Here is a 21,262-nt window from a genome sequence, read left to right on the forward strand (position 1 = left end):
CGGGGAACCTTCGTGGCGGCTGGGCCTGGCGGGGTTCGCGGCGGCCAGGCCCGCTGAACGTTCGCGGCGGGCAGGCCCGGCAGGGTTCGCGGCAGCCAGACCCGGCGAGGTTCGCGGCAGCCGGGCCCGGTGAACATTCTCGGCAGCCGAGTCCGGCGAGGTTCGCGGCGGCCAGGCCCGGCGAACGTCCGTGAGGGCCACCCTCCGGGAATCTGATTCCGTGAGGGTTCCCCTCACGGACGGCGGCGGAGAGCGGAAGTTGTCCGGGCGGCTCTCACGAACACCGGCGGAAGCGAAAGCCGTCAGGGTGGCCCTCACGAACACCGGAGGGAATGGAAGCCGTGAAGGGGCCCCTCACGAACACCGGCGGGACCGGAAGCCGTGAAGGGGCCCCTCACGAACACCGGCGGAAGCGAAAGCCGTGAGGGGAACCCTCACGGACCTCCGGCGGGGAGCGGAAGCTGTCCGGTTGTCGGCCTTCTCAAACCCCCTCCGGGATGACAAGCTGCTCACCAGCCGGTCGTCTCCGCACCGGTTCGCATGATGACAACGTTGTCAGCCCTGGAGGTAGCGCGTCCATGTGGTCGCAGAAGAGACGGGTGACCGCGGTCGCGGCGGCGGGCTTCGTGGTCGCCGGGCTGCTGTCCGGCACGGCCGCCACCGCCGGCGCGGCGACGGCGGATCCGGTGTCGCTCGTCAATCCGTTCGTCGGCACGCAGAACTTCGGCAACACCTTCCCCGGAGCCAGCGCGCCCTTCGGCATGGTCCAGGTCAGCCCCGACACCGGCGGCCAAGGCGGGTACGACTACCAGCAGAACTCGATTTACGGCTTCAGCCAAACCCACCTCTCCGGCGTCGGCTGCGGCGTGATGGGCGAGCTGCCGGTCATGCCGACCACGGGCGCCGTCGATTCCGTCGACAAGAACGCCTACAAATCCGAGTACAGCCACGACGACGAGCAGGCCGAACCCGGCTACTACCGCGTCGGGCTGAAGAAGTACGGCGTCAACGCCGAGCTCACTGCCACCCCGCGCACCGGATGGCAGCGCTACACCTTCCCGTCGACCGGTCAGGCGAACGTCCTGTTCAACACCGGCCAGGCGAACCAGTCGGTGAAGGATTCCGAGATCCACGTCGTCGGCGACCGGACCCTCGAGGGTCGCGTGCGCGCGGGCGGCTTCTGCACCGGGCACGACGAGCACACCGTCTACTTCACCGCGACTTTCGACCGTCCTTTCGCCTCCTACGGGACCTGGCGCGGCACCACCCGCACCGCGGGCAGCCGCGACGCCGCGGGCACCGGCGGCAATGGCGCGTGGGTCAGCTTCGACGCTGCCACTGACCACGATGTCGTCCTGAAGGTGGGGCTCTCCTACACCGGTCTCGCCGGCGCGCGGGACAACCTCGCGAAGGAAACCAGCGACAGCTACGACTTCGACGCCACCCGCGCCGCATTGCGCAAGCAGTGGGCGGACCGGCTCGGCGCGATCAAGATCAGCGGCGGCAGCACCGAACGGCAGACCGCTTTCTACACCTCGCTGTATCACGCGCAACTGCACCCGAACCTCGCTGGCGACATCAGCGGCGACTACGCCGGTTTCGACGGCAACGTCCATCGCGCCAACGGCTACACGCCGTACCAGAACTTCTCCCTCTGGGACACCTACCGCCCGCAGAACCAGCTGCTCGAAATGCTGGAACCGCAGGTGGCGCGCGACGTCGCGCTGTCCGTGCTGGCGATCGGCCGCGACGGCGGCTGGCTGCCGAGATGGGCGCTGGCGGGCAGCGAAACCAACATCATGACCGGCGACCCGGTGACGCCGTTCCTTGTCGAAGCCTGGTCGAAGGGCTTGCTGGCCGGGCACGAGGACGAGGCGTACGCGCTGCTCAAGAAGAACGCGACCAGCACGCCACCCGCCGATTCGCCGTACAACGGGCGTTCCGGCGTCAATTTCTACAACGACCGCGGCTACATCCCGAGCGGCCTCACCCTCGGCAAGGACTGCGCGGCCAAGGGCGGCGACAACGACTGCGAGCATCCGACGTCGGCGACCATGGAGTACTCCGCCGCCGACGCCGCGCTCGCGTTGATGGCCAAAGGTCTGGGCCACCAGGCCGACGCGCGCATGTTCGCCGACCGCGGCCAGTGGTACCGCAACGTCTGGAACACCGCGGACAAGCAGTTCCGGCCGCGCACCACCGACGGCACCTGGCTCACGCCGTACAACCCGGTCGACGCCGACCACCAGTTCCACGAAGGCGGCGCTTACCAGTACCAATGGCTGGTCCCGCAGGATCCGGCCGGGCTCGCTGACCTGATGGGCGGCAAGCAGGCGACCGAAAAGCGGCTCGACTCCTTCTTCGCCTACGACAACCTGCTCAAGGACCCGGCGGGCACCGCGCGCAAGGACTGGATCGCCAGCCCGTACGACTACTACGCCAAGGCCACCTACAACCCCAACAACGAACCCGACCTGCTTTCCCCGTACATGTACAACTGGGTCGGCGCGCCGGCGAAGACCGCGACCGTCGTCCGCGCGGCGATGACGCTGTTCACCACCGGACCGGACGGCATGACCGGCAACGACGACCTCGGCACGATGTCCGCCTGGTACGTCTTCTCCTCGCTCGGCCTCTACCCGACGATGAGCGGCGCGAACTTCCTCGCGGTGTCCAGTCCGCAGTTCGAATCGGCGACCGTCCGGATCGGACAGTACGAGGGCAAGCAGGGAGGCACGCTCACCGTCACCGCGCCCGGGGCGAGCGACGCAAACCGTTATGTGCAAAGTGTTTCGCTCAACGGGCGGGACGTCCGGCAGACCTGGCTCGACTGGTCCGCGGTCGCGCACGGCGGCAATCTCGCCTATCAAGTCGGCTCGACACCGTCCCGCTGGGGCACGCAGCCGGGCACGGAACCGCCGTCGGTCAACAAATCCGCTGGGGATCTGCGTCGGCACGTGGACGCGACGCTGCGGCCGAGTTCGGTAGTGCTGCCTCAGCAATCTTCAGCGCAGACTGTCCACTTGAGCCTGGACGTGCTCGGCCAGAACCCCGGAGCACAGCCGGTCTTCGTGACCTCATCGGCGCCGTCCGGCTGGCGAGTGCAGACCGACCAGTTGCAGCTGCTGTGGTCTTTCCGGCTGCCGACGCAGAAGACCGCGCCGGTCACGGTGACCGTTCCGGCGAACACGCCAGTCGGCACGTATTCGGTGCAGCTCAAGGCATCCGGACCGGGCGCGAATACCGTCACCCGCACCGCGAGCATCGAGGTCCGGGAACCGACGGTGTGCGCGTCGACGTCCGGGACCCAGTGCGCGGTCGATCTCGGCCACGACCGCAATCACGACGGAACCGCGACCGTCGCGGCGTCCACCGAGGGCAACTTCGACGGCAGCGGTTGGAGTTACGACGGCGACCTGATGCCGCGAGCCGGAACCTTCGTCCACAATGGAGTCACCTACGCGGCGGCCGATTCCACGGGCACCGCGGCGAACTTCGTGGAAGCACGCGGGCAATCGCTGCTGCTGCCCGCCGGAAAGCACCAGGCGGTGCAGCTGATCGGCTCGTCGCACAACGGCCCGGTGTCCACTTCGCTGACCGTGCACTACAGCGACGGAACCAGCGCGGATCTCCCGGTGACCTTCGGCGACTGGGCCGGTTCGACGCCGTCCGGCACGACCGTCGTGCTCGACATGCCGCACCGGATCAAGGCGGGCAGCGGGGTCGACGGTCCGCCGGTGCGGTTGTTCGGCATCGCCTCCACAGTGGACAGCGCCAAGACTGTCCAGTCGGTGAGCCTGCCGAACGACCCGCGCGTCCAGCTCTACGCCATCACCCTGGCCTGAGCCCGGCCGGGTTCGCCGGATCCCTCCCCTTAGTCCGGCGAACCCGGCCATCCCCCCCGTTCCCCCAGAAGTCTCAGGCAGCCGCGGGCACTGCCGCGACCCGGCCCATCGCCTCCGCGTAGCACGCCTCGAACGAATCCAAAGTGGACTCCAGTGCGTGCCCGGCGATCATCTTGCCGCTCGCCGCCCCCATCCGTGCCAGCGTCGCCGGGTCGGCGGCCACCGCGTGCAGCCGCTCGGCCAGCTCCCCCACGTTGCCCGGTTCGAACAGCCAGCCGTTGTACCCCGGACGGCACAGGTGCGGCAGCGCCATCGCGTCCGCGACCACCACCGGCTTCCCTGCCGCCATCGCCTCCATCGTCGCGAGGCTCTGCAGTTCGGCGACGCCCGGCATGCAGAAGAGATCCGCGGCCGCGTAGGCGTCCAGCAAGTCCTCTTCGGACACGAAACCGCGGAACCGCACCCGGTCGGCGATCCCGAGTTCGCCAGTCAGTTTTTCCCAGTCCGCGCGGCAAGAACCGTCGCCGATGATCTCCGCACGCAGGCGCGGCACGAGCGCGACCGCACGCAACAGCTCGTCGACGCGCTTCTCTTCGTCGAGCCGTCCGACGAACAACACCGTCGGATCGTCGGATGTCCGCGAAACCGTGCGCAACCGGTAGCGGTCGATGTCGATGCCGCACGACACCGGGATCGCTCGCTCTGGGAAACCGTTGTCGTGCAACAATTCCACCGCACGTGGGGTCGGCGCGGTAACCACGCGGGCTGTCGAGAACACGCGCGTCAAGTCGCGCCATGCCCACCGCGAGGCCGCACCGCGCAGCCACGTCGGCACTCGCACGTGGCCGAACAGGTTTTCCGGCATGAAGTGGTTCGTCGCCACCCCGGGAATGCCCATCGCGGCGGCGTGCTTCAGCACGTACCTTCCGACCACGAAATGCGCCTGGACGTGCACGAGGTCGGGCTGCAACTCCTCCAGCAGCGCAGCCACGTCCTTGCTCACCTCCCAGGGCAGGCCGATCCGGAAGGTGCGGTGGAACGGGGTGCGGTGCGACCGGACCCGGTGCACCACGACGTCGCCGTCCCTTTCGGTGCGCGCCGGGCCCTCCGGGTCGACGCTGATCACGTGGACCTCGTGGCCGCGGCCGGCGAGACCGGTGGACAGCCGGTACGCGAACTGCGCCGCGCCGTTGACGTCCGGAGGATAGGTCTCGGCGGCGACCACGATGCGCAAAGGCAGGTCGTCGTTCACTGGGTGCTCCGATCTGGTGGAATGGACAGAAGAAGAACTGCCGCGGCTCAGCACGGCGACGCCGCCGACCGCCAGCACCGCCGCGGTGAGCGCGACCGCGGTCGCCGCGGCGTCGAGGTGCGTGGCTTCGCCGAGCACCCCGGCGCCGAGACCCACTGCGACCAGCGGATCCACGACAGTCAGGCACGCGACGGCGAGGTGCGGCGGACCGCATCGGTAGGACAACTGCACGAGCCAGCCGCCGACCAGCAACGCCGTCACCATCGCGGCGACGGACACCGCGGTGCCGAAATCGACGGTCCCCTCGCGGATTTCGAGGGAAACCGCGCGCATCAGCACCGAAACGAAGCCGTAGGCAGCACCGCCGGCCGCGCCGAAACACAGTCCGCGGACCGACGGACGCGAGACGATCGCGCCGATCAGCGTCAGCAGCGCCACGCCCCCCAGCACCAGCAACGCCGCCCGCGTTTGCGCGTCGGCGCCGACCTCAGTGCTCGTGGCGCTGCCCGCGGCGACGGTCACGAACGTCCCGACGCCGAGCATGGTGACCGCGACCGCGGGCAAATCCCGCCGTCGCCGGTCGAGAATCGCGGTGATCGCGACGGCGATGACCCCGACCGGCTGCACGACGGTCAGCGGAGCCATCCCCAGCGCGACCGCGTGCACGCCCGCGCCCGAACCGAGCAGGGCCAGCCCACCGAGCCAGCGCGGCGCGCGGACCAGCTCCCCGATCCGCGGCCGGCCGGGCAGCCCGGTGACCACACCGTGCTGCAGAAGCGCGCCAGCGGAAAAGAAAACCGCACCGAGCACGGCGAGCGCGATGGCGAGGATCGTCATGAGTCCACCTCGGTCCGGGCCGTCGCGGCGATCGCGAAGGGCTGTGCCAGCGCGACCGCGTGCACGCCCGCGCCCGAACCGAGCAGGGCCAGCCCGCCGAGCCAGCGCGGCGCGCGGACCAGCTCCCCGATCCGCGGCCGGCCGGGCAGCCCGGTGACGACACCGTGCTGCAGAAGCGCGCCAGCGGAAAAGAAAACCGCACCGAGCACGGCGAGCGCGATGGCGAGGATCGTCATGAGTCCACCTCGGTCCGGGCCGTCGCGGCGATCGCGAAGGGCTGTGCCAGCGCGACCGCGTGCACGCCCGCGCCCGAACCGAGCAGGGCCAGCCCACCGAGCCAGCGCGGCGCGCGGACCAGCTCCCCGATCCGCGGCCGGCCGGGCAGCCCGGTGACCACACCGTGCTGCAGAAGCGCGCCAGCGGAAAAGAAAACCGCGCCGAGCACGGCGAGCGCGATGGCGAGGATCGTCATGAGGCCACCTCGGTCCGGGCCGTCGCGGCGACCGCGAAAAGCTGTGCGTAGAGCAGGGCGTACAGCACGCGCTCGAACAACCCCAGAAATTCGGGTACGGACTGCTCCAGCAATGGCGCGTGGGCCAGCAGAAAGGCGAGCGAAGCGGCGCCGGAGGCCAGCGACAGCCAGCGCACCGCCGTCGCTTCCGGCCGGCGGCGTGCCAGCAACCATCCCGCCAGCGGCAGGCACACGAACATCGCCGCGCCGGCATACCGGTGCACCGCACCGGAAAACGACGTCTCCACGCCGGTCGGATCGGTCGGGAAGAACGTCGCGACGACCAATCCGGCCGCCCACAACGCGATCAGCACCGATTCCGGGCTGCGTTTCGGCAACCCCTGTTTGAGCAACGCGTGCCGGACCAGCAACGACGCACCGGCCAGCCCGAGCGAGGCCGCCGCCAGCAGCACGGCTCCCCCGGGTGGGAAGACGTAATCGCTGATGACGTCGCGGACCGGGTCGATCGTGCCCGCCGCCACCAGGTGCAACAGGAGAATCGGCACCAGCGAGAAAGCCAACGCGCCGGCAGCGATCGCGGGCGCCGCCGCCTTGGCCTTCCGCGTTATGAGGGTCACATCGATCAGCATGCTGGCGGCCGTGACTGCCCGGCATCGGGGAACACCCTGAGATGCACCCCGGGAATCCGCGGCGCACCCCGGGGCTTTTCGCCCCGTGATCGGACCGGAACGCGCGTCTCCGGTTCGCCGTCGGCACAGCCGGACAAATCGCCCGAAGGCGCGCTGAATAGGTCGTTATACAGCTGCCTCGCGCGTCGCGATCTTACTGTCCTTTGTGGACTTGACGGGTCCCTCACCCGGGTGGATGTCAGTTTCCGCGGGCGAGGCCGCGAGCCGCCGCCCCTTCCCTGCTGACGGGGCGAAACCGCGCGGTGGCTTGGCGCGTTCGCCGGGTGCGTCCCGGTTGCCGCGGTCTTGGCCCCGTGTTCAGATCCCGGCGAACCCAGCCGAAGGAGCGCAATTCTCATGCAGAGGGCACTCGTCAAGGCGGTCGTCGGGGCCGCAGCCGTCGTCGCGCTGGTCAGCGCGTGCGGGTCGGGCGGATCGAACGACTCGTCCGGATCCGGAGCGTCCGGGCAGAACACCGCCCAGTCCAGCGGAGCCGCACAGCCCAGCGGAGCCAACCAGTCCGGCGACGCCGGGCAGAACGGCGCGTCCGGCCAGAACGGAGCCCCCGGGCAGAACGCCGGCGGCCCGGCCGCGCAGGCGGTCACCGCCGCGATCCAGCAGGCCTCGCAGGCCTCGCCGATCAAGTTCGAGCCGGAGAAGGCGGACTTGACCGCCAAGGCCAAGGAAGGCCTCGCCGCGATCGCGAAAGCCATGCAGGGCAACGATGTCAAACTGAAGGTCGAGACCCACGCCGGCTACCCGGACGCGGACAAGGCCAAGAAGCTGTCCGAGGAGCGCGCGCAGGCGATCTCGACCGCGCTCGAGGGCGACGGCGTGGCCAAGGACCGCATCCAGGCCGAGCCGAGCGGAAGCGAGAAGGCACAGGGCGACCAGGCGTTGGACACGCAGCTCAGCGTCGCTTCGTGACTCCTGCCCCGTCCCCCCGCCGGCATTACCTGGTCGGGCCGAGCGGCTATCCGAACTTCGGCGACGAACTGATCGCCGCGGCTTGGATCCGCCGCTTGGCCCGCACCGAGCCGGACGCCGAAGTCTGGCTCGACACGCATTCGCCGGGTCCCGCACAGCATTTGTTCGGCGACCTGCATCCGCGTTTGCGCTGCACGGACACCTTGTGGCGGCTGTGCGGCGAAGCGCCGTCGGACGATCCGTGGGAAGTCGCGTCCTGGGTGCGGTCCGCGGTGCACGACCCCGGTCGCGCGCCGCGCTGGGACGCGGGGATCGAACTGCTCGGCAAGCTCGACGTCGTGCATCTGATCGGCGGCGGTTACGTCAACGCGCTGTGGCCCCGGCACCTGGGACTGGTCGCCGGGGCCGCCGCGGCCGCGCAGCGTTCCGGAGCCCGTTCGGCAATGACCGGACAGGGTTTCGTCCCCTTCCCGCCGGGCGCGGCCGTACTGTTGCGCGCGCTTGCCGAGCGATTCGACGTCGTGGACGTCCGCGACGATCCGTCCGCCGAACTCCTGCACGGCGTCGCGGGTGTCGAGCGGTCCTGCGACGACGCTTTCCTTGCGCCGCAACCGCCGACGACGCCCACGACGCGCGAGTTCGTCCTGTGCATGCAGTCGGACATCGGCACCGAGCGACCGTCCTCGCTCGCCGCCCAGGTACTCGGCCTGGTGCGCGAGTGGCGGCTGCCGCCCGGCGAACTCGCTGTGGTGGAAGGGATTCCTCGCGTCGACCGCGAGGTTTTCGCGTTGCTGGAACACGAACTGCCCGGTGCGGAATTCCACCCGTTCCGCGACGTGTGGCATCGCGGCCTCCCGCTCGCGCCCGGACAGACCTGGATCTCCAGCCGCTTCCATCTGCATCTGGTCGCCGCCGCGGCGGGCGCGACCGGCGTGGCAGTCGACGTTGCGCCGGAGTACTACACCACGAAACACCAGAGCCTCATCGAACTCGGTTCCGGATGGACACTCGTGGCAGCCGGTGCCGAGAAACCGCCGGAACGCCCTTCCGGCAACGGTTTCCCGGCACACGTGCTGCACCACTGCGCGAACCTCAAACGCTCAGTCGCCGAAGCCGTCTACGGTCCGGAACTGCCCAAAACCCGCACCCGGTGGCCGCGGCTCAGTTGAGTTTGCTGCGGCTCTGGTCGGCGAGCGCGCCGAGTCCGATGCACAACGCGCCCGCGATGAACAGCAGCGAAACACCCCAGGTCGCGTGCGTCGCGGAGGCTTCCACGATCGCCAGTGCGGCCAGCGGTGCCAGCCCGCCGGACACCGCTCCCCCGACCTCGCGGCCGGTGCCCAGCCCGGTCGAGCGGACCTCGGCCGGGAACTGCTTGGCCAGGAACGCTCCTTGCGCCGACAACATCGCCGGGACCACGATGCCGGTCGCCAGCACGAGGCCGAGCCAGATGAACCAGCTGGTGCCGGTGTCGAGCAGCCAGAAGAACGGGAACGCCAGCAATCCCGTCGCGACCCCGCCGGCGACCACGACCTTCTTCGCGCCGATCCGGTCGCTGATCCACCCGGCGATCGGCACCGTCACGATCGCCGTCGCGCTCGCGATGCTGATCCCCAGCGCGCCGATATTCGCCGGTACGCCGCGGAAATTCGTCAAATAGGCGAGCGAGAACGTCTTGAACACGTAGCTGACGCCGTTGTAGCCGATGGTGATCACCATGACCACCGCGAGCGCGCGCCAGTCGCTGCGGAACAGCTTCACCAGCGGCCGATTCGCCCAGCCGCGCGGCCGGTTTTTCTTGCTGCGCACCAGGTTCTCGAACTCCGGGGTTTCCGGAACCCGGCGGCGCACCCACAGTCCGACGCCGACGAGCAGGAAGCTGGCCAGGAACGGGATCCGCCAGCCGAACCCGTGCAGGAACTCCTTGTCCAAAGTGGTCAGTCCGGCGACGGCGAGCGAGGAGACGAGCAACCCGACGTTCACGCCCAGCGCGGGCCACGAACCTTGCCGCCCGCGTTTGCGCGGATCAGCGTGCTCGTAGGCGACTGCGATCGCGCCGCCGAATTCCGCCCCGGCGCCGAGTCCTTGCAGCAGCCGCAGCACCACGAGCAGAACCGGCGCGAGAAGCCCGGCGCTCGCGTAACTCGGCAATAATCCAATGCCTGCCGAGGAAACGCCCATCAGCACGAAGGTCCACGACAGCACTTTCTTGCGCCCGATCCGGTCGCCGAGCGCACCGAACACGATGCCGCCGATCGGACGGGCCAGGAAGCCGACCGCGAAGGTCGCGACCGAGGCCATCGTCGCGGCGGCGTCGTTGCCGGGCGGGAAGAACACATGGCCGAACACCAGCGCGGCCATCGACGCGTAGAGATAGAAATCGAACCACTCGAGCGCGGAGCCGACGACCACCGCGACCCCGACTCCGCGCGGGGCTTTCCGGGTCGTTCCGACGCTGTCGTCCACAACACTGGGCATGGTCCTGCTCTCCGGAACTGGGGCACAGGCGAGCGGAAGCCAGCCGGCGCGCGCCGTTGCGTGCGTATTTGGGAACGCTTGGTGCGTATATCCGGATGCTAAGAGGCCGCAGGGGCGGCGGTCAAGGGGGTGGATCGGGGGTCGTGCGTGTTGATTACGGTTCTAGCCGCACCCAACACGCACGCGGTGAGTCAGCCCTGGCGCGCGGCTTCCCAGCGCTTCACGACCGCCGCGGTGATGCCTGCCAGCGCGTCGCCGATCTCCGGCAGACGGCCGGAAATCCGCGTGGTCGGGCCCGCGACCGCGATCGCCGCGACGACCTCTCCGTCAACCAGGATCGGCCGCGCCGCCGCGCTCACGTCGGGCAGGGTTTCGCCGCGGTTGAGCGCGACGCCCTCGGCGCGGACGGTGTCGAGTTCGTCCATCGCGGCCCGCACCCGCTCGGCGTCCGGGAGCACTGACTTCAGGTATGCCTCGCGCCGGCGCGCCGACCAGTACGCGAGGACGATCTTGCCCGCGCTCGGCGGGTACAGCGGCCGCCGCGTGCGGAGCGGCGCCGAGTAACGGATCGGCTGCTCGGACTCGACCGCGTCCACGTAGATCAGCGAATCCCCGACCTCGGCGCCGAGCATCACGGTCTCGCCGAACCGGCGGCGGAGCTCCTCCAGGGCGGGCCGGGCCGCGGTCGCGATGCCGGGCAGGCCGCCGGTGAGCAGGTTCCCCAGCGCCGGGCCGAGCCGGTAAGCGCCGTCGGCCTCGACCAGGTAGCCGGTCGACACCAAGCCTTTGACCAGGCCGAACACCGAGGATTTGGGCGCGTCGAGAGCGACCGACAGCTCGTGCAGCCGCATCCCGGGCTGCCGCGCGACGCACTCGAGGATGCTGGTGACGCGGCCGACCGTCCGGTGCGCCTTGGCGCTCGACTCGGTCATGACAGCCTCCCCTGCGTTCGCAGATACGAACCCTATCGCGCCGACCGCCCGGAACGGCGCTTGACCCGAACCGCGCGCCGCCTTACGTTGGACGTATATCCGAACTTAGCGTTCTCATATACGCACGATGGAGAGCAGCACTGTGGACTTCCAGCTGAGCCAAGACCAGGAGGACATCCGGCGCGCCGTGCGCGAGCTGGCCGCCCGGTTCCCCGACGAGTACTGGGCCGAACGCGACGAACGGGCCGAGTTCCCGCGCGAGTTCTACGACGCGTTCGCCTCCGCGGGCTGGCTCGGCATGGCGATCCCGGAGCAGTACGGCGGCGGCGGGCTCGGCATCCTCGAAGCCGCCCTGCTGCTGGAAGAAGTGGCCGCGTCCGGGGCCGGGATGAACGGGTGCAGCACGATGCACCTGACGATCTTCGGGCTGAACACGATCGTCAAGCACGGCAGCGAGGAAATGCGCCGGGAGATCCTGCCCGGCGCGGTCGACGGTTCGCTGCACGTCTGCTTCGGCGTGACCGAACCGGACGCGGGCACCGACACCACGCGCATCTCCACCTTCGCCCGCCGCGACGGCGATTCCTACGTGGTGCACGGCCGCAAGGTCTGGATCACCAAGGCGGGCCAGTCGCAGAAGATGGTGCTGATCGCCCGCACCACGCCGCGCGAAGAGGTGGAGAAGCCGACCGACGGCATGTCCCTGTTCGTCGTGGACATCGAGTCCGACGCGGTGCAGCTGCGTGCGATCCCCAAGCTCGGCCGCAACGCGGTGTCCTCCTACGAGGTGCTGATCGACGGGCTGCGGGTGCCGGAATCGGCGCGCGTCGGCGAGGAGGGCAAGGGGTTCCGGTACCTGCTCGACGGGCTCAACCCGGAACGCATCCTGCTCGCCCACGAGGCGCTCGGCATCGGCCGCGCCGCCCTGCGCCGCGCGGTTCGCTACGCCGGGGAACGGCAGGTGTTCGGCCGTCCGATCGGGCAGAACCAGGGCCTGGCGTTCCCGCTGGCCGAGGCCGCGACCCGGCTCGACGCGGCGGAGCTGATGGCGCGCAACGCCGCCTGGCGCTACGACCGCGGTCTGCCGGCCGGCAAGGAGGCGAACATGGCGAAATGGCTGTGCGCGGACGCCGGGTTCCAGGCCGCCGACCAGGCGATCCAGACCCACGGCGGGATGGGCTACGCGCGGGAGTACCACGTCGAGCGCTACTTCCGCGAGGCGCGGCTGCTGCGGCTCGCGCCGATCAGCCAGGAAATGGTGCTGAACTACGTGTCCCAGCACGTGCTCGGGCTGCCGAGGTCGTACTGATGGGCGCGCTCGACGGGCTGCGGGTGCTGGACCTGTCGCGGGTGCTGGCCGGGCCGTACTGCACGCAGATGCTGGCCGACCACGGGGCCGAGGTGATCAAGGTCGAATCGCCCGCCGGGGACGAGACGCGGGGCTGGGGTCCGCCGTTCCTGTCCGAAGGGACCAGCGCGTACTACGCGAATCTCAACCGGGGCAAGAAGAACATCGTGCTCGATCTGTCCGGTCCGGACGGTCGTTCGCTGCTCGGCACCCTGCTCGCGGGCGCCGACGTGGTGGTGGAGAACTTCAAGGCGGGCACGCTCGCGCGCTGGGGCTGGCCGGACGAGACGATCCGGGCGGAGTATCCGGCGCTGATCCACTGTCGGATCACCGGGTTCGGCACGGACGGACCGCTCGGCGGGCTGCCCGGATACGACGCGGTGTTGCAGGCCTACGGCGGGCTGATGAGCGTGAACGGCGAGGCCGACGGGCCGCCGTTGCGGATCGGCGTGCCGGTGGTCGACGTGGTGACCGGGGTGCTCGGGTTTTCCGGGATCCTGCTGGCACTGCACGAGCGGGCGCGGTCCGGGCTCGGGCAGCTGGTGGATTGTTCGTTGCTGGACACGGTGATCAGCTTGCTGCATCCGCATTCGGCGGCGTGGCTGGCTGATGGAGCGGTGCCGCGGCGCACTGGGTCGGCGCATCCGTCGATCGCGCCTTACGAGACTTTCTCGACGGCAGACGGGCTCTTTTTTGTCGGCGCGGGGAATGACCGGCAGTTCGCGGCGTTGGTCGACGTACTTGGTGCGCCTGGGCTGGCTTCTGATCCGCGGTTTGCTTCGAATGCCGACCGGGTCGCCAATGTGGGTGCGTTGCGGGCCGAGCTGAGTGTCTTGATCGGACAGTACAAACGTGACTCCTTGGCCGAGTTGTTGCTGGCGAAGGGAGTTCCGGCTTCGCCGGTGCACGACATCGCGGAGGCGATGAACGCGCCGCAGGTACGGCACCGGGAAATGGTCGTGGAACGGGACGGGTATCGCGGGGTCGGGGTGCCGGTGAAGCTCGGCCGCACGCCGGGCTGTGCCGCGGAATCGCCGCGGTCGCCGGGGGCGGATACCCGGGAGGTGCTTGCCGCGGCGGGGCTGTCGCGCGAGGAGGTGGAGCGGGCGCTGGCGAAAGGGGCGGCGCATTCCGAGCTGGCGAAGGGGGCGGCGCATTCCGAGCGGGCGAAGGGGGTCGCAGATGGCGGGCGCTCGTAGGTGGCTCGTGAGTGTTTATGCCGGTTAGAACCGGCATAAACACTCACGAGACCTCACCGCCAGGGACGGACCGGAGTCCCCCGCCATCGGGAGCGTGGCGGGACCGTCTCCCCCGCCATCACCAGCGAACCCGAGCCGACCGTTGCGCCGTCGGAAACCCCGCTGCCCGGCAGTTGGAACGCGCGCGGCCCGAGCGTCGCCCCAGCACCGAGGCGGACCGGATCCAGTCGCATGACGCGGTCGTGGAAGAGGTGTGTTTGCAGTACGCAGCCGCGGTTCACCACGGCGCCGTCGCCGAGGTGGACGAGGTCCGTTTCCGGCAGCCAGTAGCTCTCGCACCAGACGCCGCGGCCGATGCGGGCGCCTAGGGTTCGCAGCCACCAGTTCAGCACCGGCGTGCCGAGGAACGATCCGGCGAACCACGGCACCGCGAGCGTCTCTACGAACGTGTCGTACAGCTCGTTCCGCCACACGAACGCGCTCCACAGTGGATGCCGTCCCGGCCGGAACCGGCCGACCAGCGTCCATTTCATCAGCGTCGTCAGCAGCGCGGCGAAGAGACCGGCCGAGACGAACACCGCCGGTGCGAGGACGGCGGCGATCCAGAAGCCGTCCGCGATGTCCACTCCAGTCAGTACCGCGCTCACGGCGAGGCCGAGCAGACCCGCGATCAGCAGCGGCGCGATCCGGCAGGATTCGACCAACGCGCGGGCCAGCTTCAACCGGCGCGGCGGCGCGAAGGTGCGGGCGGGATCGGCGGTGTCCGCGATCCGGCGCAGCTCCAACGCGGGACGGCCGAGCCAGGACGTGCCGGCGGGGACGTCCGCCGGGGTGTCGGACAGGACGCCGACCAGTGACGCGGAACCGAGCGTCCGGTCCGGGCCGACGACGGCGGAGTTGCCGACGAACGCGCGTTCCCCGACTTCCGAGACGCCCAGCCGGACCCAGCCGCGGTCCAGTTCGTACGGTGCGGCGAGGACGTCGTCGGCCAGGAACGCGCCGTCCCGCACTCGCAGCAGCGACGGCAGACTGAGCACAGTGGACAGTTCAACGCCGCGGCCGATTCGGGCGCCCAGCAAGCGCATCCAGACCGGCGTCGCCAGCGCGGCGTAGAGCGGGAACAACTGCCGCCGGGCGATTTCCAGCAGTTCGTGCACGAACCAGGCCGCCCAGCCCGCGCGGCTGAGCACCGGATAAACCCCCGGTCGCACGGCCAGGCTGGCCAGCCGCACGAGCAGGACGATCGTCAAGGCGTACCCGACGATTCCGGCGAGGACGAGCAACGGCGTCCACGGCAGGATCGCCAGTGCGGCCTCGCGCGGATCGTCCGCCGCCGGGATCAGCAGCAGTGCGACCACGACCAGCGGGATCGCGGACACCAGCATGAACATCGATCGCACCGTGCCGCCGAGCGCGAAGGCCAGCGAGTACCGTTTCGCCCGCGGTGCCGCCACGGTCGGCCGCGCCGGACGTTCGCCCGAGGGGCCGGCCGGGGAGCCACCCCAGACCGCGCCGTCCGGTACGCGGGTGTCGAGCGTCGAGCCCGGCAGCAGCACCGATCCGGCACCGAGATCCGTGCCGGGCAATAGCGTGCTGCGGCCGCCGACGCGGGCACCGGCTCCGACCCGGACGCGGCCGATCCGCAGCATCGGGCCGTCCAGCCACCATCCGGCCAGGTCCGCCTCGGGCTCGATCGCACAGCCGTCGCCGAAGCCGGCGAGGCCGCTCACCGGCGGCGGCGAATGCAGGTCCACACCTCGGCCGACCTGATTGCCGAGCAACCGGGCATACGGCGCGGCGAGCGGCGTTCCGGCGACTCCGGGCGGGCCGGCCACCGCGGCGAACCGTTCCGCCGTCCACAGTCGCATGTGGACAATGCCGCCGCGCCGGTACTCCCCCGGCGCGAGCTTTCCGCGCAGCACCCGCACGCCGCCCGCGGCGAGCAGCATCCGGCCGGGCGGGCTCAGCAGCACCAGCCACGCGGGCACGAGGATCCACCACGACATTCGCGGCAGCCACTGCAACGGCAGCCCCAGCGAAACCAGCGAGCCAAGCAGCGACACCGAAAGCAGCCACCGCGTTCCGGACAGGGCCAGCAAAACCAGCTGCACCCCGGCCTGCCACCAGCCGCTGCCGCGCACCGGAGCGACCTGCGGCTCTTCCGCCGCGACGGTTTCGACCGGCGCTCCGGCGAGGCGTTCGTACAGCTCCCGCGGCGTCGGGCAGGAGTACACATCGGACACTGCCGCGCTCGGATACCGCTCGCGCAGCACGGAAACGAGCCGCGCGGCGGTCACGCTCGAGCCGCCGAGGTCGAAGAAGTCGTCGTCCGGACCGGCCGTGGTCCCGAGGTGTTCGCTCCACACCTGCAACAGCCAAGCCAGCTTCGGATCGGACGGCACCACCGGCACGGCGGCCGGTTCCTCCAGCGGCCACGGCAACGCGTCGCGGTCGAGCTTGCCCGACGCGCGCACCGGCAGACCCGGGACCAACGCGAGCCGGGGCACCAACGCCGCGGGCAACCGGTCCCGCAGAAGACTGCGCGCTGCGGTGCGATCGAGGCTCTCGCCCTCCGGCACCACGTAGCCGACCAGCACCTGCGCGCCGCTGTCCGTGCGCTGCACGACCGTCGCGGCGGCCGCGACACCGGGCAGCGCACGCAGTGCGGCGTCGATCTCGCCCAGTTCGACGCGTCGTCCGCCGATCTTGACCTGGCCGTCCGCGCGGCCGACGAACTCCAGCCCCTCCGGCACCGCGCGCACCAGATCGCCGCTGCGGTACGCGCGGCTCCAGCCGAGCCCCGGCAGCGGCACGAATTTCTGCGCGTCCTTCGCCGCGTCCAGGTACCGGGCGAGGCCAGCACCACCGATCACCAGTTCCCCGCTGCGGCCCCACGGCACCGGGATGCCCGCCGGGTCCTCGGGGTCGACGACCGCGAGTTCCCAGCCGTCGAGCGGCAGCCCGATCCGCACCGGTTCGCCCGCGCGCAGCCGTTGTGCGCACGCGACGACGGTGGTTTCCGTTGGGCCGTAGGTGTTCCAGATTTCCCGTTTGCCGTCGTCGAAGCGCGTCACGACCTCCGGCGGGCACGCTTCGCCGCCGAGGATGAGCAACCGGACGCTGGCCAGAGTGTCCACTGGCCACAGCGCGGCGAGCGTCGGCACCGTGGACACGACCGTGACGCCCCGCTCGACCAGCCACGGTCCGAGGTCGGCACCCGCGCGGACGAGCGAGCGCGGCGCCGGGACCAGGCACGCGCCGTGCCGCCACGCCAGCCACATCTCCTCGCACGACGCGTCAAACGCGACACTCAGCCCGGCCAGCACACGATCGCCCGGGCCGAGCGGCCGTGCGGTGCAGAACAGCCGGGCTTCAGCGTCCACAAAGGCCGCAGCCGCGCGATGCGTGACCGCGACGCCCTTGGGTTTGCCGGTGGAGCCGGAGGTGAAGATGATCCACGCGTCGTCCTGCGGCTGCGGACGGACTCGCGGCCACTGCGGTCCACGCGACGCCGGCACTCCCGCATCGGTCAGGACCAGGCTTATCTGAGCTTCCGTCCACACGGTCTCGGCGCGGTCGGCCGGATCGTCGGCGTCGACCGGGACATAAGCCGCGCCAGTGGAAAGAACGGCGAGAATGCTGCGGTACAGAGCCGCCGTGCCGGAGGTCATCCGGATGCCGACGCGGTCGCCCGGCATGACCCCGGCGGTGCGGAGGCGTCCGGCGAGTTCTTCGACCTGTACGGCGAAATCGCGGTACGTCGCGCGCTCGGTTCCGTCGTCCAGTGCGAGCGCGTCCGGGTGGTTGCGCACCGTTTCGGCGAAAATGTCGTAAAGTGTGCGCACGGCGGGCGCGGGGCCCGCCCGGTAAACCGCCGTCGCCTTTTCGGCGAGCCTCTCGGGCGCGACGATGCGCGCCCGATCCGCGTCCAGCGTCACAGGAAAACCTCTTTCCAGGAGAACACGAGTCACGAAACCGGCCGGAAACCACTCAACAATGGGCGGCGTGAGGCCGGGCTGAAGCAGCAGCGCCGTTCCCGGACGCTGAAATCGGAACAAGAACAGATATCGGGCAATCCCCCGGCCGCTGCTGTGCGGCTCGTCACGCGAGTCCGGACATTAGCGGACGCAGTGCCGCCGGCGTCACTCGGCAGAGTTAATTTCGGAATTCGTTCTCAACCGGTTCACAGGATCTTTGTGCTTCTCCCGGTCACCGCACGCAGGGCACCCCGCCTCCGGACAATTCGTCGGCGGGCGAAACCGGGGCGACCGGCACCGGAGCGGCCTCGCCGGCCTTTTCCCGGAAATCAGTGCCCAGCACCAGCTTCAACTCCCCCGCCGCCAGCGCGCCGTCGTAACCCACGCCGTACCCGCCGCCGAGGGCGGCCACGAGCTTCGCCGCCGACGCGGAATCCCCGCGCCCGTAGCGGACGACGGTGCGGTGCGTGTGCCGTGCGTTGGACGTGCGCCCGGCGCGGTATCCCCGCGACGGGAGAGTCTTCAGCACCCGAGCGGCCGCGCCCTCACGGCCGCTCGCGTTCACCACGTCCACCGCGGGTCCGGCCGTCGCGGCGGGCGGCGGCGGGACGGTCCGGCCGAGCAGCCGGGCCGCGGCGGCCCGTATGTGCACCGGATCGACGATATTGACGTCTTCGCCGCGCGCGTCTTTTTCGAACCGTTCGACCGGAAGCGAGGCCAAGGTCAGATCCCCGCCGGCGAACGATTCCGCCTGCCGCGCCAGCGCGTTGAGGTCGAGCCCGGAATCGATCGCGACATTCTGCCGCGCGACCGAAACCAGCTGCCCGAGTTTCCCCGGATCGCCGAATACCCCGCCTTCTTCCAGCTGATGCGCCAGCGAAACGAGAAACGCTTGCTGGCGCCGTTCCCGGTCCAGGTCGGTGAACTCGTGCTGCGAATCCCGCCGCTGCCGCACGAACGCGAGCGCCTGCGCCGCGGAAATCCGCTGCTGGCCGCTCGGGAAATCCGCGCCCGAGTAACTGTCGTGGGCGGCCTCGGTCAAACACACCGTGATCGGCTGCACGACCTGCGCCAGCTGATAGAACGCGACCAGGGTGACTTCGACGAAATGGTCCACCGCGACTCCGCCGAGGAACTGGCGCACCGTAGCGACTTCTGCCGCGCGACCGGCGTCCCGAGACCTCTGTTCGCGAGCCGCCTTCTCGGTGACACCTTGCGCGGCAAGACGTTTGGCTTCCGCGGCGAACGCGTACCCGTATGCCTCCTTGATCCGGCCCTGGCACACTCCGTCCGGACAGCCGGCGAGATCGGTGTAATCGTCGCGCGGAATGGAGATGACCGTGGGATGCCCGCCGTCCGCCGGAACGTGCAGGAGCATCAGCACATCGGTGTTGTATCCGCCGACGTGCTGGTCTCCCGCGTGCAGCTGTTCGTACAGCTCGGCGGGAAGCGGTTCGCCCCGTTCGTCGAGCCGCGAATCGAGTCCCATGACGAGGATGTTCGTGTCCCCGCCCGGCCGGGCCTGTCCGTCGAGCGCGGTCGACGCGGTGACCCCGGACAGCAGCGCGCGCAGCTCGGCCCACCCGTAGGCGGCCCCGCCCAGCAGGACCGCGACCAGCGCGACCACGCCGATCCGCTCGGCCCAGTGCCCGTTCGCGCGCTCCATCGCTCACCGCTCCTCCCTCCGGCGGCACCCGGTCTACTCCGGGGTTCCTGTGAGAGCGATGAGAGAGAGGACCGGCCGGGCAGCCCGCCGAGGTCGGACGGGCGCCCGCCGGCGAGCGTCACACTTTGGAGGGTCAGCGCCGCTCCGGCACAGGACGCCGGAAGTACGTGAGGGGAACCCGCACGGAATCTGATTCCCTGAGGGGAACCCTCACGTACTTCTGCGGGAGCGGGTCAGCGCTGCCGTTCGCGAAGATCGCCGGGGCGGACGCCGACCAGCAGCACCACGACGGCGAGCAGGATGATGCCCGCGCTGATCTGCAGCCCCAGCGACAAGCTCCCGGTCGAGGACTCGATGAACCCGAGCAGCGACGGCGAAGCGGCGGCGGCGAACGAGCCCATCGACGTCACGACCGCGATCCCGGTCGCCGCGGCCCGGTCGGTCAGATAGATCGACGGGATCGAGTAGAACACCGTCAGCCCCGAGTAGTGCGCGGCCGCCATCACCGCGAGCAGCAGGACGACCACCACGACGTTGCCGCCGGACACCGAGATCGCCAGCATCGCGAACACCGCCACGATCCAGCTCGTCGCCGCGTGCCAGCGCCGTTCCAGGGTGCGGTCGGAATGCCTGCCGACCAGCAGCATCACCACGATGCCGAGCAGCGGCGGGATCGCCGAGAAGAAGCCGAGGTTCAGCACGTTGCCGACGCCGGCGTTGGCGATGATCCGCGGCGTCCAGTACGAGACGGCGTTCGCCAGCGTGTACGCGCCGCACGCGCAGAGCCCGAGGATCCAGACCTTCGGGTCGCGCAGGGCGAGCAGCAGTCCACTGTGCTTCTGCTTCGTCTCTCCTTTGTCGCGCAGGTCCGCGTCGAGGTCGGCGCGCACGGCGGCCTTCTGGTCCGCGGTGAGCCACTTCGCCTGCTCCGGGCCGTCGGTGACGAAGAGCAGCACGAGCCCGGCGAGCAGGATCGGCGGGATCCCTTCGATCAGGAACAGCCACTGCCAGTCCGCGAGCCCGCCGACGCCGCCGAGCGAGTGCATGATCCAGCCCGACATCACCGACCCGAGCGCGCCGGACACCGGGATGCCGATGAAGAACACGGCCGTCATCCGCGTCCGCCGCGACGACGGGAACCACAGCGACAGCAGGTACAGCGCGCCGGGGAAGAACCCGGCTTCCGCGACGCCGAGCAGGAAGCGCGCGGCGTAGAACATGATCTCGTTCTGCACGAACAGGGTCACCACGGTCATCACGCCCCAGGTGGCCATGATGCGGGCGAGCGTCTTGCGCGCGCCGATGCGGGCGAGCAGCGCGTTGCTCGGGACTTCGAAGAGGATGAAGCCGACGAAGAAGAGCGTGACGCCGAGCCCGTACACCGCCGGGCCGAAGCCGAGGTCCCGTTTCAGGCCCTGCTGGGCGATCCCGATGTTGGTGCGGTCGATGTAGCTCACGACGTAACACAGCACCAGCAGCGGCATGACGCGCCGGGCGATCGTGCGATAGGTCGCTTTGCGGTCGACGGCGGCGGTTGCCGGAGCGCCGGTGACAGCGGATGGTTCGGCCACGGCTGAGACTCCTTCGTCCGGATCGGGCGAGTGGCAGTCTCCGCATCGAGTGTTGAGTTTGTCAACACTCAGCGGGTAACGGCTACGATG

The 21,262-nt window shown here is 70.1% G+C and carries 14 protein-coding genes; 5 read left to right on the forward strand and 9 right to left on the reverse strand.

What is annotated here, in order from left to right:
- The first annotated feature begins 599 nt into the window (after positions 1–599).
- Positions 600–3,845 (forward strand): GH92 family glycosyl hydrolase, encoded by a 3,246-nt coding sequence (locus EIZ44_RS26705; RefSeq protein ID WP_240691426.1) that lies wholly within the window; start codon positions 600–602, stop codon positions 3,843–3,845.
- Between the two features lie 73 nt (positions 3,846–3,918).
- On the opposite strand, the gene EIZ44_RS26710 is transcribed toward EIZ44_RS26705, so the two are convergent.
- Genes EIZ44_RS26710 through EIZ44_RS26725 form a run of 4 tightly spaced genes read right to left on the reverse strand, consistent with a single transcriptional unit; the run spans position 3,919 to position 7,023 of the window.
- Positions 3,919–5,934, reverse strand: coding sequence for a glycosyltransferase (locus EIZ44_RS26710; RefSeq protein ID WP_134731893.1), 2,016 nt, complete (start codon positions 5,932–5,934; stop codon positions 3,919–3,921).
- Positions 5,931–6,170 carry a hypothetical protein gene (locus EIZ44_RS26715; protein ID WP_240691427.1) on the reverse strand — a complete coding sequence of 80 codons (240 nt, stop codon included), beginning with the start codon at positions 6,168–6,170 and terminating at the stop codon, positions 5,931–5,933. The genes EIZ44_RS26710 and EIZ44_RS26715 overlap by 4 nt, the downstream gene beginning before the upstream one ends.
- Positions 6,167–6,406, reverse strand: coding sequence for a hypothetical protein (locus EIZ44_RS26720; RefSeq protein WP_240691427.1), 240 nt, complete (start codon positions 6,404–6,406; stop codon positions 6,167–6,169). Before EIZ44_RS26720 ends, EIZ44_RS26715 begins: the two co-directional genes overlap by 4 nt.
- Entirely contained in the window at positions 6,403–7,023 is a 621-nt protein-coding gene (locus EIZ44_RS26725) for a DUF998 domain-containing protein (RefSeq protein WP_240691428.1), read from the reverse strand. Before EIZ44_RS26725 ends, EIZ44_RS26720 begins: the two co-directional genes overlap by 4 nt.
- Positions 7,024–7,431: 408 nt before the next feature.
- Between EIZ44_RS26725 and EIZ44_RS26730 the strand changes: the two genes are divergently transcribed.
- Together EIZ44_RS26730 and EIZ44_RS26735 are read left to right on the forward strand one after the other, a co-directional pair.
- The gene (locus EIZ44_RS26730) at positions 7,432–8,001 is read left to right on the forward strand and encodes an OmpA family protein (RefSeq protein WP_134666614.1); all 570 of its coding nucleotides are present in this window, start codon (positions 7,432–7,434) and stop codon (positions 7,999–8,001) included.
- Entirely contained in the window at positions 7,998–9,170 is a 1,173-nt protein-coding gene (locus EIZ44_RS26735) for a polysaccharide pyruvyl transferase family protein (protein ID WP_134731897.1), read from the forward strand. Before EIZ44_RS26730 ends, EIZ44_RS26735 begins: the two co-directional genes overlap by 4 nt.
- On the opposite strand, the gene EIZ44_RS26740 is transcribed toward EIZ44_RS26735, so the two are convergent.
- The gene (locus EIZ44_RS26740) at positions 9,163–10,479 is read right to left on the reverse strand and encodes an MFS transporter (protein WP_051729770.1); all 1,317 of its coding nucleotides are present in this window, start codon (positions 10,477–10,479) and stop codon (positions 9,163–9,165) included. The two genes, EIZ44_RS26735 and EIZ44_RS26740, sit on opposite strands and share 8 nt — an antisense overlap.
- Positions 10,480–10,670: 191 nt before the next feature.
- Entirely contained in the window at positions 10,671–11,411 is a 741-nt protein-coding gene (locus tag EIZ44_RS26745) for an IclR family transcriptional regulator (RefSeq protein WP_037819757.1), read from the reverse strand.
- Between the two features lie 127 nt (positions 11,412–11,538).
- On the opposite strand from EIZ44_RS26745, the gene EIZ44_RS26750 reads away from it, so the two are divergent.
- Both EIZ44_RS26750 and EIZ44_RS26755 read left to right on the forward strand, forming a co-directional pair.
- The gene (locus EIZ44_RS26750; protein WP_238607106.1) at positions 11,539–12,720 is read left to right on the forward strand and encodes an acyl-CoA dehydrogenase family protein; all 1,182 of its coding nucleotides are present in this window, start codon (positions 11,539–11,541) and stop codon (positions 12,718–12,720) included.
- On the forward strand, positions 12,720–13,958 hold the full coding sequence (locus EIZ44_RS26755; protein WP_134731899.1) for a CaiB/BaiF CoA transferase family protein: 1,239 nt from the start codon (positions 12,720–12,722) through the stop codon (positions 13,956–13,958). The genes EIZ44_RS26750 and EIZ44_RS26755 overlap by 1 nt, the downstream gene beginning before the upstream one ends.
- Positions 13,959–14,011: 53 nt before the next feature.
- Here EIZ44_RS26755 and EIZ44_RS26760 read toward each other — a convergent pair whose 3' ends face one another.
- The 3 genes from EIZ44_RS26760 to EIZ44_RS26770 all read right to left on the reverse strand — a co-directional run bounded on the left by EIZ44_RS26760 (position 14,012) and on the right by EIZ44_RS26770 (position 21,172).
- Positions 14,012–17,896, reverse strand: coding sequence for a Pls/PosA family non-ribosomal peptide synthetase (locus EIZ44_RS26760; protein WP_205673315.1), 3,885 nt, complete (start codon positions 17,894–17,896; stop codon positions 14,012–14,014).
- A 271-nt stretch (positions 17,897–18,167) separates the two neighbouring features.
- Entirely contained in the window at positions 18,168–19,601 is a 1,434-nt protein-coding gene (locus EIZ44_RS26765) for an LCP family protein (RefSeq protein ID WP_134731903.1), read from the reverse strand.
- A gap of 233 nt (positions 19,602–19,834) precedes the next feature.
- Positions 19,835–21,172 carry an MFS transporter gene (locus EIZ44_RS26770; RefSeq protein WP_043833334.1) on the reverse strand — a complete coding sequence of 446 codons (1,338 nt, stop codon included), beginning with the start codon at positions 21,170–21,172 and terminating at the stop codon, positions 19,835–19,837.
- Between the last annotated feature and the right edge of the window lie 90 nt (positions 21,173–21,262).

This window comes from Amycolatopsis nivea (assembly GCF_004522235.1).
Lineage (GTDB): Bacteria > Actinomycetota > Actinomycetes > Mycobacteriales > Pseudonocardiaceae > Amycolatopsis > Amycolatopsis nivea.